This is a genomic window from Aliiroseovarius sp. B-4 (genome assembly GCF_056857795.1).
Genome location: NZ_JBSXNV010000039.1, coordinates 205,497 through 220,003, shown reverse-complemented (window position 1 = coordinate 220,003; position 14,507 = coordinate 205,497). Strand labels below are relative to the sequence as shown.

Annotated in this window: 16 protein-coding genes; 12 read left to right on the top strand and 4 right to left on the bottom strand. The window is 58.9% G+C overall.

The annotated features are described in order from the left end of the window. The first annotated feature begins 21 nt into the window (after window positions 1–21). Together AC13C8_RS12020 and AC13C8_RS12015 are read left to right on the top strand one after the other, a co-directional pair. Window positions 22–708, top strand: a complete 687-nt coding sequence (locus AC13C8_RS12020) for a response regulator transcription factor (RefSeq protein ID WP_482847505.1) — start codon at window positions 22–24, stop codon at window positions 706–708. Between the two features lie 131 nt (window positions 709–839). Next, the gene (locus AC13C8_RS12015; protein ID WP_482847503.1) at window positions 840–1,346 is read left to right on the top strand and encodes a GNAT family N-acetyltransferase; all 507 of its coding nucleotides are present in this window, start codon (window positions 840–842) and stop codon (window positions 1,344–1,346) included. A 75-nt stretch (window positions 1,347–1,421) separates the two neighbouring features. On the opposite strand, the gene AC13C8_RS12010 is transcribed toward AC13C8_RS12015, so the two are convergent. Together AC13C8_RS12010 and soxR are read right to left on the bottom strand one after the other, a co-directional pair. Continuing rightward, complete coding sequence (locus tag AC13C8_RS12010) at window positions 1,422–2,132, bottom strand: VIT1/CCC1 transporter family protein (protein WP_091427493.1); 711 nt, start codon at window positions 2,130–2,132, stop codon at window positions 1,422–1,424. A gap of 82 nt (window positions 2,133–2,214) precedes the next feature. Next, the gene (gene soxR, locus AC13C8_RS12005) at window positions 2,215–2,679 is read right to left on the bottom strand and encodes a redox-sensitive transcriptional activator SoxR (protein ID WP_091427492.1); all 465 of its coding nucleotides are present in this window, start codon (window positions 2,677–2,679) and stop codon (window positions 2,215–2,217) included. An 83-nt stretch (window positions 2,680–2,762) separates the two neighbouring features. Here soxR and AC13C8_RS12000 point away from each other — a divergent pair, with 83 nt between their 5' ends. The 5 genes from AC13C8_RS12000 to AC13C8_RS11980 all read left to right on the top strand — a co-directional run bounded on the left by AC13C8_RS12000 (window position 2,763) and on the right by AC13C8_RS11980 (window position 5,840). After that, complete coding sequence (locus AC13C8_RS12000) at window positions 2,763–3,140, top strand: VOC family protein (RefSeq protein WP_091427491.1); 378 nt, start codon at window positions 2,763–2,765, stop codon at window positions 3,138–3,140. Window positions 3,141–3,228: 88 nt separating this feature from the next. Continuing rightward, entirely contained in the window at window positions 3,229–4,017 is a 789-nt protein-coding gene (locus AC13C8_RS11995) for an exodeoxyribonuclease III (protein ID WP_091427490.1), read from the top strand. A 54-nt stretch (window positions 4,018–4,071) separates the two neighbouring features. After that, window positions 4,072–4,980, top strand: a complete 909-nt coding sequence (trxA, locus tag AC13C8_RS11990; RefSeq protein WP_091427488.1) for a thioredoxin — start codon at window positions 4,072–4,074, stop codon at window positions 4,978–4,980. Window positions 4,981–5,007: 27 nt separating this feature from the next. Beyond that, the gene (locus AC13C8_RS11985; protein WP_091427486.1) at window positions 5,008–5,652 is read left to right on the top strand and encodes an LON peptidase substrate-binding domain-containing protein; all 645 of its coding nucleotides are present in this window, start codon (window positions 5,008–5,010) and stop codon (window positions 5,650–5,652) included. Further along, window positions 5,649–5,840 (top strand): Trm112 family protein, encoded by a 192-nt coding sequence (locus AC13C8_RS11980; RefSeq protein ID WP_482847500.1) that lies wholly within the window; start codon window positions 5,649–5,651, stop codon window positions 5,838–5,840. Before AC13C8_RS11985 ends, AC13C8_RS11980 begins: the two co-directional genes overlap by 4 nt. 4 nt (window positions 5,841–5,844) lie before the next feature. On the opposite strand, the gene AC13C8_RS11975 is transcribed toward AC13C8_RS11980, so the two are convergent. Further along, window positions 5,845–7,071 carry an FAD-dependent monooxygenase gene (locus AC13C8_RS11975; RefSeq protein WP_482847499.1) on the bottom strand — a complete coding sequence of 409 codons (1,227 nt, stop codon included), beginning with the start codon at window positions 7,069–7,071 and terminating at the stop codon, window positions 5,845–5,847. 84 nt (window positions 7,072–7,155) lie between these two features. On the opposite strand from AC13C8_RS11975, the gene AC13C8_RS11970 reads away from it, so the two are divergent. The 5 genes from AC13C8_RS11970 (at window position 7,156) to AC13C8_RS11950 (ending at window position 13,830) form a co-directional block, all read left to right on the top strand. Further along, a complete protein-coding gene (locus AC13C8_RS11970; RefSeq protein ID WP_482847498.1) occupies window positions 7,156–8,484 on the top strand; it encodes an amidase in 1,329 nt (442 codons plus the stop codon). A 130-nt stretch (window positions 8,485–8,614) separates the two neighbouring features. Further along, window positions 8,615–9,799 carry an aminotransferase class I/II-fold pyridoxal phosphate-dependent enzyme gene (locus AC13C8_RS11965; RefSeq protein WP_482847497.1) on the top strand — a complete coding sequence of 395 codons (1,185 nt, stop codon included), beginning with the start codon at window positions 8,615–8,617 and terminating at the stop codon, window positions 9,797–9,799. A gap of 12 nt (window positions 9,800–9,811) precedes the next feature. After that, window positions 9,812–12,715 (top strand): DNA translocase FtsK, encoded by a 2,904-nt coding sequence (locus AC13C8_RS11960; protein ID WP_482847495.1) that lies wholly within the window; start codon window positions 9,812–9,814, stop codon window positions 12,713–12,715. A gap of 60 nt (window positions 12,716–12,775) precedes the next feature. Beyond that, window positions 12,776–13,123, top strand: a complete 348-nt coding sequence (locus tag AC13C8_RS11955; protein ID WP_091427476.1) for a RidA family protein — start codon at window positions 12,776–12,778, stop codon at window positions 13,121–13,123. Between the two features lie 119 nt (window positions 13,124–13,242). Further along, on the top strand, window positions 13,243–13,830 hold the full coding sequence (locus tag AC13C8_RS11950; protein ID WP_482847493.1) for a LolA family protein: 588 nt from the start codon (window positions 13,243–13,245) through the stop codon (window positions 13,828–13,830). A gap of 7 nt (window positions 13,831–13,837) precedes the next feature. Here the strand turns inward: AC13C8_RS11950 and AC13C8_RS11945 are convergent, their stop codons facing one another. Next, entirely contained in the window at window positions 13,838–14,416 is a 579-nt protein-coding gene (locus tag AC13C8_RS11945) for a transglycosylase SLT domain-containing protein (RefSeq protein ID WP_482847491.1), read from the bottom strand. Window positions 14,417–14,507 lie beyond the last annotated feature (91 nt).

Sequence of the window (14,507 nt, the reverse complement as noted above, 5' to 3'; positions counted from 1 at the left end):
AACACGACGGAGGAGGGCGACATGTCCACACTGAAAAAGATACTGCTTGTTGATGATGAGGAGGATCTGCGCGACGCGCTGGCCGAACAGCTTCTGATGACCGAGGACTTCGATGTCTTCGAGGCCGGAAACGGATCTGAGGCTCTGATCAAGTCGAAGGAAGCGATCTATGATCTTGTGATTCTGGACGTGGGCCTGCCCGACACGGATGGGCGCGAGCTGTGCCGCGTGATGCGCAAACAGGGTGTGAAATGCCCCATTGTGATGCTGACCGGGCATGACACCGATTCCGACACCATTCTGGGTCTGGATGCAGGCGCAAACGACTATGTCTCCAAGCCCTTCAAGTTCCCGGTGCTTTTGGCCCGTATCCGTGCCCAGTTGCGCCAACACGAACAATCCGAGGACGCCGTGTTTCAGCTTGGGCCGTATACGTTCAAGCCGTCGATGAAGATGCTGATCACCGAAGATGACCGCAAAGTGCGCCTGACCGAGAAAGAGACGAATATCCTTAAGTTCCTCTATCGCTCAAACGACGGTGTGGTGGCCCGCGATGTCCTGCTGCACGAGGTCTGGGGTTATAATGCAGGCGTCACAACCCACACGTTAGAGACACATATCTATCGCCTGCGCCAGAAGATCGAGCCCGATCCGTCGAACGCACGGCTTCTGGTGACGGAAAGCGGCGGGTATCGGTTGAACGCATAAGGTTCCCTGGTGTCCGGGGTTGCGGGCACATTCCTCCCTGATGGACTGGCCGGACCTTTGGGTCCGGTCTTTTTTTGATGCGATTGGAGAACTTGGAAAGTGCGGCTAAGCTAAGATTTTGGAGGCCCAATATGTCAGCCAAAGTTATCCTTGCCCGCACCCCTGAAGAGATTGACCAAGTCAGAGTGCTTGTGTGGGAGTTTTTCGATGGCCTTCGTGCCAGGTATACTGAAATGCTTGATACGATAGACGAATACCTTGAGGAGCAGAACGTCAAAGGCGAGCTTGAGAACTTTGCAGACCATTTTTTGCCCCCACATGGCGAGTGTTTTCTAGCGTTGCTTGATAATGAGCCAGTCGGGATCGTGCTTATGAAACCTAAGGGCGCCAATGATGCCGAGATGAACCGGATGTATGTGCGGGATACTGCGCGCGGCAAGGGGATAGGTCGTAAGCTGGGCGAAGCGTTGTTGTCAAAGGCGCAGGCGCAAGGCGTCGGCATGGTCTGGCTTGATGCGCTCTATCGTCATGATGAGGCGCTTCCGCTATACGAAAGTCTGGGATTTTTCAGGTTTACTGACCCGGAGGCGTTTCACGGCGATGATGAGCGGGTGATCCATATGAAGCTAAAACTTTGAAAACAATGAACCAACGCGTGTCGTTAGACAGCACGCAGCAAATCAGTAAAACAACTACACCCTGCCCTCACGCCATCAAACATTGAACAATGTCCCAACGCCGTAAGCCAGCCCGGCTGCGGCGCCGCCGATCAGCAGGGTTTCAACCGCAGATCGCCACCAAGGGCTGAGGGACCAGTGGCTTTTCAGTGCGCCGATGGAAAAGAAGCTCGCCATGGTCATCCATGCGGACAGGGAAAAAGCGCCGTCAAGTTTCAGGATGAAGGGCGATAGAGGGATCATCCCGGCCACAAGGAAGGACAGGAATGTGGTCGTGGCTGAACGCATCGGGTGCGGATCACTGGAACTCAGTCCATATTCACCTTCCATCATCAAGTCGATCCAACGCTCTTTGTCTTGAGTCACTGCGTCGGTGGCATCGTCCAGAAGACGGTCACTTAGTCCCTTTTGGGCAAGGATTTCACGCACTTCGAGCCATTCCCCCTTCGGATGGGACCGGATATGCTTTTCTTCAATCTTACGAATGCGGCGATAGTTGTCTTGCTCGGCTTTGGTGCCGGAATAGGCAGCGGCGGCCATCGAAAACCCATCAGCCAGCACATTGGCCAAACCCAGAACCACAATGATGAACGGCGACAATCCGGCCCCCGCCACGCCAGCCACAATGGCAAACGTCGTGACTGACCCGTCAATGGCACCATAGACCGCATCGCGCAGCACCCCTTTGCCCGGGGGTGCGCCAATGCGTGCGGCAATTTCCTGATGGCTGTGACCATGATCGGACATAGCTGACCTCCATTGGGGTCAGTTTGCAGCGGAAGCGGTCAGATTGCCTTAAGACAGATCAATGCCGCGGCTTCGTGCGCCCTCAGTTTTCAGGCCGAACCGCCTCATCTCCCAGCAAATACCGCGGCCCAGCGCCTTTTTCGGCCGCCACATCGTCAGGGTTATAAAGCGCGCAGCGATCCAGCGACAGGCACCCGCACCCGATGCACCCGTCCAGCTTGTCACGCAGGCGGGTGAGGGCTTCGATTTGTTCGTCCAACTCCGCGCGAAAGTCTTGGGAAATCCCGGCCCAGTCTTTTGCCGTGGGGGTTCGGCCTGCGGGCAGGCGGGACAGCACCTCGCGGATGCGATCCAGGGTGAACCCGAACTTTTGCGCGATCATGACGAAGCTTAGTCGCCGTATGTCTGAGCGCAGAAACCGCCTTTGCCCGCCTGCGTTGCGTTCCGGCGCGACCAGCCCTTGGGTTTCGTAATACCGGATCGCGGACACGGCCAGCCCTGTGCGGCCTGCCAACGTGCCGATCGAAATCTCGTTTCTGCGCTCCATGAGAAACTCCAAAGAAAAAGCTTGAGCTAAAGTTAGCTTTAGGAATTATCAATCGAGTCGCAACTGAAATCAAGGAGGCCAAAATGGCAGTTCTGGAACATGTGAATGTGACCGTATCAGACCCCAAGGCGACCGCCGTCTGGCTGGGGGCCGTGTTTGATTGGAAAATCCGTTGGGAAGGCGACGCGATATCGGGCGGATACACCGCCCATGTGGGGGATGAGGGAAGCTATGTGGCTCTATACACGCCCAACAGGGCCATAGATAATCCGCAGCATTCTTATACAACCCGCGCCGGGTTGAACCATGTAGGGGTAACGGTGGATGACATTGACGCAGTCGAAAAACGGGTGAAAACCGCCGGGTTCAGGCCGCACAACCATGGGAATTATGAACCGGGGCGGCGGTTTTATTTCGATGATCATGATGGGGTCGAGTGGGAGGTCGTCTCCTACACCTAACGAAACGGGGCGGGGTCAAACTCGCCCCTGTTCACTTTTTGATCCGTCCTTTATGGTCACGCCAAACGCGCGATCACCGGAGGATAGAATGAGCTTCACCCTTGCCACCTGGAACATCAACTCGGTGCGGTTGCGCGAACCGATTGTGCAGAAGCTTCTGGCCGAAGAAGGCCCCGATGTTCTGTGCCTTCAGGAATGCAAAAGCCCGGTCGAGAAGATCCCGATGGAGGGGTTTCACGCCCTGGGCTACACCCACATGGTGGCGCGTGGGCAGAAGGGGTATAACGGCGTTGCGATCCTGTCACGCCTACCGATGAAAGAGGTCGCGAGCTTCGGTTTTGCCGGCTTGGACCATGCCCGGCACATCGCGGGGCAGCTGGAAAACGGGGTCATCATCCACAATTTCTATGTGCCCGCTGGCGGCGATGTGCCTGACCGCGAAGTGAACGAGAAGTTTGGCCAGAAGCTCGATTATCTGACCGATATGCGCGACCATTTCTTTGCCGAAAAGCCGGGCAAGTCGATCCTCGTCGGCGATCTGAACATCGCCCCGCGCGAAGATGACGTCTGGTCCCACAAACAGCTTCTGAAAGTGGTCAGCCACACGCCGGTCGAGGTCGAAGCGCTGGCCCAAGTGCAGGACGCTGCGAATTGGGTCGACATCACCCGGCAGGATATTCCCGAAGGGCAGCTTTATTCTTGGTGGTCCTATCGCGCAAAGGACTGGGATGCAGCAGACAAGGGTCGTCGGTTGGATCATATCTGGGCCACCCCGGACATTTCGAACGCTGGTCATGCCTCACGCGTGTTGCGCGATGCGCGCGGTTGGGAAAAGCCATCCGATCACGCACCGGTCTTTGCGACTTTCGACCTTTAAAACCCGCAGGGCAGGGGGCATATAAGCCTCAACGCATTTGAAGGAGCTTGAGCGATGGAACTTGAACTGGGCGGCGCACCGGCCGCGGGTGATCTGATCAAGGATGTGGGCGAAGCGACCTTCATGCAGGATGTCGTCGAAGCCTCGCAAGAGGTGCCGGTCATCGTCGATTTCTGGGCGCCGTGGTGCGGCCCGTGCAAGACGCTTGGTCCGGCGCTGGAAGCCGCCGTGACCGAAGCCGGCGGCAAGGTGCGCATGGTCAAGGTCAACGTGGACGAAAACCAGATGATCGCAGGCCAGTTGCGCGTGCAGTCGATCCCGACCGTCTATGCGTTTTGGCAAGGACAGCCCGCTGACGGGTTTCAGGGCGCGCTGCCTGCCTCCGAAGTGAAAGAATTCGTCAATCGGGTGGCCGCTTTGGGTGGAGATGCAGATAACGGTTTGACGGATGCCATTGCCGCCGCAGACGAGATGTTGGAGGCAGGCGCCATCGACGATGCCGCGCAAACCTATGCCGCCATCCTGGAAGAAGACCCCGCAAACGCCGCGGCCTTCGGCGGACTGGCCCGCACCCATATTGCCAAGGGCAATACAGACGAGGCCGAGGCTGTTCTGAATGGTGCCCCTGCCGAAATCTCGGACGCGCCCGAGTTGGAAGCCGCCCGCGCAAAGATCGAACTGGCGCGTCAGGCGGAAAGTGCTGGCCCTGTGACTGAATTGCGCGCAGCCGTGGATGCCAACCCGGACGATCATCAATCCCGCTTCGATCTGGCCGTGGCTTTGAATGCGTCAGGTGATGTGCAGGCTGCTGTCGATGAGTTGTTGGAGCTTTTCCGCAGGGATAGAGACTGGAACGACGGGGCGGCCAAGGCGCAGCTGTTCACGATTTTTGACGCGCTGGACGCGAAAGACCCCATCGCCTTGACGGGTCGGCGCAAGCTGTCGTCGATGATCTTTGTGTGATCGGACAAGCCGCGTTACAGTGGTATCATGATGTCAGCCGCTGACCTGCCAGATTTCCTGCCGCTGTTCCCGTTGCCGGGCGCACTGCTGTTGCCGCGCGGTAGGCTTCCCCTGCATGTGTTCGAGCCGCGCTATCTGGCGATGTTCGATGATGCTTTGAAGACACCCGAGCGATTGATCGGAATGATACAGCCGATCGGTGACAGCGATCAGGACACGGCCCGGTTACATGCCATTGGGTGTGCCGGACGCATCACCTCGTTCACCGAAACCGAGGATGGACGGTATATGATCACGCTTACCGGCGTCTCGCGCTTTCGCCTTGGCGCGGTGCAAGAGGGGTTCATGCCCTATCTGCGAACCGAGGCCGATTGGCGCGGCTTTGATCGCGACCTCGGCCCAGCCGAACATGACCCTGGTTTGGATCGGGATGCCTTCTTCAAGCTACTTGAGCGCTATTTCGAGCTGGAAGAGCTGCAAACCGACTGGGACAGTCTGCAAACCGCGGAAGACGAACTGATGATCAACGCCTTGTCGATGCTGTGCCCGTTTGACCCCGAAGACAAGCAGGCGTTGCTTGAGGCACCGTCCCTCAGCACCCGCCGCGAGACTTTGGTCACGTTGATGGAATTTACCCTGCGCAAAGGTGTAGGCGAGGAGAAAGTGCAATGACCGAGGCGCCCGCCCCAGAATTTGACCGCCGCATGATTGAAGCGCTGGTTTGTCCCGTTACCCAAACAGTGCTGCGCTATGATGCTGACAAACAAGAGCTTGTGTCGAAAGCGGCGCGTCTGGCGTTTCCAATTCGGGGCGGTATCCCGGTGATGTTGGTGGACGAAGCCCGCAAGATCGAGGATTGATGCGCTAGATTTGGCGACCCTGCAACAGCCGGGGCAAATCGCCGGTCAAGCCAGCGGCTTCGCGGATGAACCCGCGCCGCAGGCCCGGCATCGCATTTACAACCCCCAGACCCAGATCGCGCACCGTTCGCAATATCGGGTTGTCGTTTGAAAACAGGCGGTTGGTGGCTTCGGTCGCGGCCACCATCTGCGCCACATCAAAACGCCGCCATTGTTGATAACGCTCCAGCACGTCCAACCGTCCGACGTCTTCACCGCGACGGCGGGCGTGGGTCAGCACTTCGGCCAGTGCTGCCACATCCTTCAGACCCGCGTTCAAACCTTGTCCGGCAATTGGGTGCAAACCGTGGGCGGCATCCCCCACCAGCGCCAGTCGATCCGCGAAAAAGGCGTTCGCAACGGTCAGGTTCAGGGGATAAGTAAATCGCTTGCCCGCAAGGTTGATCTGACCGAGGAACGACCCGAAACGCGGGCGCAATTCCTCAAGATACCCGTCATCATCCAGCGCATGAATGCGGGCAGCTTCCGCATGGGTTTCGGTCCAGACGATCGAACTTTGATTGCCTGGAAGCGGCAGGATCGCCAGCGGGCCGGATGGCATGAAAAATTGATGCGCGGCACCGTTGTGGGGCAATTCATGATCAATCGCGCACACCAACGAGGTTTGCCCGTAGTCATGTCCAAACCGCCTGATGCCTGCCCGTTCGGCGGTGCCGGATAGACGTCCATCACAGCCCACCACCACACGTCCGGTCAGGCGCTTGCCCGACGCAAGCAACAATGTAACCGAAGCGGGGCCAACCGCTTGTTCTACCACGGTTTCCTGATCCAGTAAGGTTACTTTTGGATGCGCCTCGACTGCGCCCAGAAGGGCGCGCGACAGGACCCGGTCCTCGACCATGTATCCCATTGGGCCTTCGTCGATCTCGGCGTGGTCAAATTCCAGCACGAAGGGCCCGGTCCCTTCTCCGGGACGACCGTCCGAGATACGGATATCCAGCAGGGGTTGAGCGTTGGGGGCGACCTTGGGCCAAACGCCGATGGCTGACAATAGTCGCTGCGAGGCCAGCGCCAGCGCATAGCCACGCCCATCGAAATCATCGCTACCACGCGTGCCCTTTGGCGGCGCGTCAATAATTGTGACGCTAAAGCCGGTATCGGCCAGCGCAAGCGCCAGGGCCGGGCCGTTCAACCCGCCACCAACGATCAGAATATCGGCATCAATCTTCATATCACCTTTTTGAACCCGTTGTCGGGGATTGTCCATGTGTGCAAGCGTCGCTACCGTCACCACAATACCGGACAGGAGGGTTTGATGAGCAACCAGTGGCTGACCATGAGCATGGGCGATCTGGGTCGGGGAATCGGTGCAGGCGACATTGACCCTGTTGCCCTGACCGAAACCTTTCTGGACGCCATCAAGGCGCACAAGTTTCAGGATCGCATCTATGCGCGGCTTACCGAATCCCGCGCACTGACCGAAGCGGCAGCGGCGTCCAAACGTGCGGCATCCGGGCATCGTTTAGGCTTGCTGGACGGCGTGCCGATCAGTTGGAAAGACCTGTTTGACACAGCCGGTGTCGCGACCGAAGCGGGATCGGCTCTCTTGAAGGACCGGGTGCCGGACCGCGATGCCGAAGTGCTGCACAATGCGACCGCGCAGGGGCTTGTCTGCCTTGGCAAAACGCATATGAGCGAACTGGCCTTTTCGGGCCTTGGGTTGAACCCTGTGACGGCGACCAGCCCTTGTGTGAACGACTATGACGCGGTGTCGGGTGGATCCAGTTCGGGGGCGGCGACGTCGGTGGCGTTTGGTCTGGCGGCGGGGGCTGTCGGGTCTGACACCGGCGGATCGGTGCGCATTCCAGCGGCGTGGAATGATCTTGTGGGGTTGAAAACCACCTCTGGTCGGGTGTCGTCCAAGGGGGTTGTGCCATTGGCCGCACGGTTCGACACGGTTGGGCCGCTGTGCCGCACGGTGGAAGACGCCGCCCTGATGCTGGCAGTGCTGGAGGGCGGCGCGGCTGCAGATCTGCGTGGGGCCAGCCTGAAAGGCACGCGCCTTCTGGTTTTGGAAAACGGGCTGGAAGGTGCGCGCAGCGAACCGAAAGCCGGATTCGAAAGCGCCATCGGGCGTTTGATGGACGGCGGCGCTGTGATCCGGCGCGCCCATTCAGCCATTGTGGACGAAGCATTGGCCATGTCCGGCGTTCTGTTTACAACCGAAGCCTATGCGACATGGCAGGACGAGATCGAAGCGCGCCCGGATCTGATGTTCGTCGAAATCCTGGAACGGTTCCGCGCGGGGGGTCAGTTTGGCGGGGCAGACTATGTCCGGGCCTGGCAACGGCTGGATCAGATCAGGGATGAGTATCACGCCGCGATTGCCGGGTATGACGCTGTGGTGCTGCCGACCTCTCCGATCATGCCGCCCATTGTCTCGCGGCTGATGGACGATCACGACTATTATGTCGAGGAAAACCTGTGGGCGCTGCGCAACACGCGCATAGGCAACCTTATGGGGTCATGCGGCCTGAACCTGCCCACCGGCTTGCCTTCGACCGGGATCATGTTGATGGGTGCGCCAATGGCCGAGGAGCGATTGTTGCGTCTGGGGGCGGCTGCGGAAGCCGTGTTGGCCTAAAAGCCACAACCGACACCCTCAACCATCGAAAATTGCGGCCTTTTTCTGGACCCGCCGTTGATTGCGGGCTATCCTTGGATCAAACGGGGCGAAATGATCCCGAGATTTGAGGCAGTATAGTGACGTTCCAATGACGTTTCCCGAGCGGTATTCCAGCTTGCCCGAATATGCATTTCCGCGCCTGCGGAGCCTTCTTGACGCCCATAGACCGGGCGGCGAAGTCATGCATATGACGATTGGCGAGCCGAAACATCCATTCCCTGAATGGGTGCCGCAGGTGATTGCCCAACATGTTCAAGAATTTGGAGAATATCCACCGAACGATGGATCGACCGAACTGTTGCAGTCAATCAGCGACTGGCTTCGGCGACGCTACGGTGTGCAGATCGATCCCGCCACGCAGGTTATGGCGTTGAACGGCACGCGTGAGGGGTTGTTCAACGCGCTTCTGGCGCTTTGCCCAGAGCGGACGGCGCGCGGTGAACGGCCTGTGGTGCTGATCCCCAACCCGTTTTATCAGGTTTATGCGGTTGCGGCGGCAACAGTTGGGGCGGACGCGGTGTTCCTGCCCACATCGGCTGCAACCGGGTTCCTGCCGGACTATTCCCAGTTGTCGCCCGACACCCTGAACCGGACCGAAATTGCTTATATCTGCTCGCCCACAAACCCGCAGGGCGCTGTGGCGGATCGGGATTACTGGGCGAACCTGATCGCCTTGGCCGAGAAATACGATTTTCAGATTTTCGCGGACGAATGTTATTCGGAGATCTATCGCGACACACCGCCTCCGGGCGCGCTCGAGGTGGCCCGCGAAGGCGGTGCCGACACGGACCGCGTGGTGGTGTTCCACTCGCTGTCAAAGCGGTCGAACCTGCCCGGCCTTCGGTCGGGGTTTGTTGCTGGCGGACCGGAAAGCATCCATCGGGTGCGCCAGTTGCGCGCTTATGCGGGTGCGCCGTTGCCGCTGCCCCTGCAACGGGTGGCGGAACGCGCTTGGGCGGACGAGGCGCATGTGGCCGACAACCGCGCGCTCTATCAGGAGAAATACGCGCTGGCGGACGAGGTTTTTGCAGGCGTCGAAGACTATCAGGGGCCAGAGGCCGGTTTTTTCTTGTGGCTGCCCGTCGAGGACGGCGAAGCAGCAGCCATGAAACTTTGGACCGAAACAGGCGTGCGGGTTCTGCCCGGTGCGTATCTGTCGCGGGATGTGAGCAATCAAAACCCCGGCAAGGGGTATATACGGGTCGCCATGGTGGCCCCAAAACAAGAAATGCAGCGCGGGTTGATTCAGATCCGTGACTGTCTCTTTACGTAAGGACGTGGTGGTATGGCGTATCAGGCGAAACAACGGGATCCCATCTTTGACAGCAACACGCAGGCTGTGATCGAACGACGTGGGAAAGAGCTTCTGGGGCTGGGGCTGATTGCCCTTGGGGTCATTTTGGCGCTGATCCTTGGCAGCTATTCGCCCGAAGATCCCGGTTGGATGTCGGCCACAGATACGCCCGCGCAGAACGCATTGGGGCGGGTCGGTGCCTTCATCGCTTCGCCGTTGGCCGTCATTTCCGGGCTGGGCGCATGGTCCCTTTCGCTGATCCTTGCCGTTTGGGGGCTGCGCCTAACCTTCCATGTCGGTCAGGACCGCGTTTTTGGGCGGATGATTTTTGCCCCCATCGCGGTGGCGCTGTGTTCGATCTATGCTTCGACTTTGGTGCCGGGTGCGGGCTGGACGCATTCCTTTGGGTTGGGCGGTCTGTTCGGTGATACCGTGTTGGGCGCTTTGCTGGCAGGGCTGCCAGTGAGTGCTGGGTTGGGCCTGAAAGTGATGTCTGTTGTATCGGCCATCGCTGCCTTGGTTGCCGTTCTGTTCGTGATCGGTGCGGACCGGTTCGAAATGCAACGCTTCGGCCATTTTCTGATGGTCGGCGTCGTGATGAGCTATGCGGCCGTCGTATCCTTGCTGGGCAAGGGTGCCAAGGGCGCGGCCCAAGGGGCGGCGGCAACAGCCCGCCAAATGCAAGCACGACAAGCGGCCCGCAAAGAGGAACGTCTTGCACAAGTCAAGGCAGATGAGGCCTATGACGAAGAGTTCACCGCGCCGCCACCCCTGCGCGCTGGCCGCGTGATGCGACCCGAGCCGCCGTTGCGCGGTGCCTCGGCGACCTATGGCGAGGGGATTGAAGAACCTGCCCCCACACCAGCCAAGCCGGGACTTTTGAACGCCCTGTTCCGCCGGACCCCTGAACCGGAACTGGTGGAGCAACCCACCTTTGATGGCGATATCCCCGACGGCTTGGGTGGCGAGGATCGCATCCGGGCCAAGATTGCATCGGCCCTGAAAAACCGGACGCATCAACCAGCTTTTGGCGATCCAACACGGGCTGAACCGCCGCTTGCGCGCGCCGTTGCCCGCCATCGTCGCAGCCCCGACCCGATGATCCTGAATGTGGTGCCGCTGGCGGATTCCCATCAGGCACCGGCTCAGGCTCGGATCGTGCCTGCACCCGACATGATCGAGGACGACGATATGGTTGTCGAAGACCTGATGGCCCCAGATGCCGCCGCGTCCGAGCCGCGTGTTTACACCCCGCCACATGCCGGGCTGTCGCAACCTGCCAAGAAGGTCGTTCAACATCCTGCGCCCAAGCCCGTGCAGCCATCGGCCCGCGCGAAAGCCGAGGCGCAACCGTCGCTGAGCTTCGAAGAAACCCATCCGGGGTATGAGCTTCCGCCGCTGAACCTCTTGGCGAATCCGATCACGATCGAGCGTCACCACCTGTCGGACGAAGCTCTGGAAGAAAATGCGCGGATGTTGGAAACGGTGCTGGATGACTACGGTGTGAAAGGCGAGATCGTTTCCGTGCGTCCCGGCCCCGTTGTCACCATGTATGAACTGGAACCCGCACCCGGTTTGAAAGCCAGTCGCGTGATTGGTTTGGCCGACGACATCGCCCGCTCGATGGCGGCCTTGTCGGCCCGTGTCTCGACCGTGCCGGGCCGGTCCGTGATCGGGATCGAATTGCCCAACGAAAAGCGTGAAATGGTGTCGTTCCGCGAAATCCTGTCGACCCGGGATTTTGGCGATGGCAATCACGGCTTGCCGCTGGCGCTGGGCAAGGACATTGGCGGCGATCCGATCGTCGCGAACCTGGCCAAGATGCCTCACCTGTTGATCGCAGGGACGACCGGGTCGGGTAAATCCGTGGCGATCAACACGATGATCCTGTCGCTTCTGTATCGTCTGACACCGGAAGACTGCCGGATGATCATGATCGATCCGAAGATGCTGGAGCTCAGCGTCTATGACGGCATCCCGCACCTTCTGTCTCCGGTTGTGACCGATCCGAAAAAGGCGGTCGTCGCCCTGAAATGGGTCGTGGGCGAGATGGAGGACCGCTATCGCAAGATGTCCAAGATGGGGGTTCGGAACATTGAAGGCTATAACGGCCGTGTCGCTGACACTCTTGCCAAGGGCGAGATGTTCGAGCGCACCGTGCAGACAGGTTTCGACGACGATACCGGTGAACCGATTTTCGAGACCGAGGAATTTGCGCCCGAGAAACTGCCCTATATCGTGGTGGTCGTGGACGAGATGGCCGATCTGATGATGGTCGCGGGCAAGGAAATCGAGGCGTGTATCCAACGTCTCGCGCAGATGGCACGGGCATCGGGCATTCATTTGATCATGGCAACGCAACGTCCATCAGTGGACGTGATCACCGGCACGATCAAGGCGAACTTCCCCACCCGTATCTCGTTTCAGGTGACGTCGAAAATCGACAGCCGCACCATTCTGGGCGAACAGGGCGCCGAGCAGCTTCTGGGCATGGGCGACATGCTTTACATGGCGGGCGGATCGAAGATCACCCGCGTTCACGGCCCGTTCGTGTCGGATGAGGAGGTGGAAGAGATTGTCACCTACCTGAAAGGCTTTGGCGCACCCGAATATGTGGGTGGCGTGGTTGAAGGCCCGCCGGATGACAAAGCCGACAATATCGACGCGGTTCTGGGTCTGAACACTGGCGGCAACACCACGGGTGAAGACGCGCAATACGATCAGGCTGTGGCAATTGTGATCAAAGACCGCAAATGCTCGACCTCGTATATCCAGCGCAAACTTGGCATCGGTTATAACAAGGCCGCGCGCTTGGTCGAACAGATGGAAGACGAAGGTCTGGTGTCTGCGTCCAACCATGTGGGCAAGCGCGAGATTTTGATCCCGGAACAATAAGAACCGCCGCACCCGCATGGGCGGGTGCGCGGTCAACCAACAGCAGCATTGGGGCAAAAGATGATTCAACGACGCCATACGACCGACCGGATGAGCCAGAGTGTGACCCATAAAGGCGTGATCTATCTGGCAGGCCAGGTCGGTAATGCAGGTGACAGCGTTGCCGAACAGACGCGCGAATGTCTGGCCCGTGTTGAAAATCTGCTGAACGAAGCGGGGTCGTCCACGAAACACATGCTTCAGGCGGTGATCTGGCTGGCAGATATGAAGGATTTCGCCGCGATGAACGAGGTATGGGATGCTTGGGTGCCGAAGGGTCACGCGCCCGCCCGCGCCACCGGATCCGCCGATCTGGCCACACCGGGTTACAAGGTCGAGGTCATCGTGACCGCTGCGGTCGCGCAATAACACCTTGAATTGAGCGGCGTGTTATCGCCTATCATCTTCTGATCGGACTTAATCTTCCCATATGTAACGGGATAGAGTGTGCCCGATCAGCAAAGGCAGGATGAATGACTCCTTTTCGAATGACAATTGCCGCCGCGGCGGTGGCCCTGAGTGCCGCGCCAGCGATGGCTGAAAAGCTCTCGCTGAACGCGATCTCGCAATATCTGAACGGGCTGGATACGGCCAAAGCCTCGTTTACGCAGATTAACGATGACGGCACGATCTCGACCGGGACGATTTACCTGAAACGTCCGGGGCGGGCGCGGTTTGAATATAACCCGCCGACGGATGCGCTGGTCGTGGCGGGGGGATCACAAGTCGCGATCTTTGACGGCAAATCCAACGCCGGACCGCAGCAATACCCGCTGAACCGCACGCCGCTGAACCTGATCCTTGCGCGCAACGTGAACCTGAATCAGGCGAAGACCGTGATTGGGCATGGGTATGACGGCACAGCGACCACGGTGCTGGCGCAAGACCCGCAGAACCCCGAGATCGGGACGATCGAGTTGAAGTTCACCGCAAACCCGACAGAGTTGCGCCAGTGGATCATCACCGACAACGCCGGGTCTAAAACCACCGTCTTGCTGGGTGAATTGACCAAAGGCGCGCCGCTGCGAAGCTCGCTGTTTTCCATTACAGCAGCGATCCAGCAGCGAGCACGTTAAGGTCAGTTCAGCGTCGACAGCTTGCCAGTTGGTACTGATACAGAATGGCACGGGCTTGCACCTCGGACGCGATCCGAAGCAGCCATGATTTCGAATTGTGGCTGCCACGCAAATACCCTGCACGCCCTTCGTGATAGGCCAGATATTGATTGCGCGCGTCGGTCAGGGGGATTCCCGTCTTGGCGCGCGTTTCATTCATGTACCAGCCCATGAAATCTGTGGCGTCCTTGATGTCAGTGCGCTGCGCACCGCGACCGCCTTCATCGCGTTGGTATTCTTTCCACGTCGCATCCAGAACCTGGGCATATCCATAGGCAGAACTTTGGCGCCCCATGGGCAACACGCCGAGCGTGTATTTCATCGGGGTGCGCGCGTCCCGGATAAATTTCGATTCCTGATAGATCATCGCCATCTGAACCGGCACTGGAACTTTCCATCTCCGCTCAGCCTGTTTCATGGCCCGATAGATTTTCGGGCGTTGCTCGATAATGCTGCACGCATTGTTCAGATTTCGCGGCGCCTTGGAGTCACCTCCACATGACGCTAGGAAAACCAATATCAATGCCGTGCGAAGAAGTCTGCTCATCTGCCTCTCGCAATCTTTTGTTTTTTAGAACTATAGCCGAAACTGTCGAGGCTGGGAATTCCAAGATTGTCAAAAATTTTGCGACCAGCAG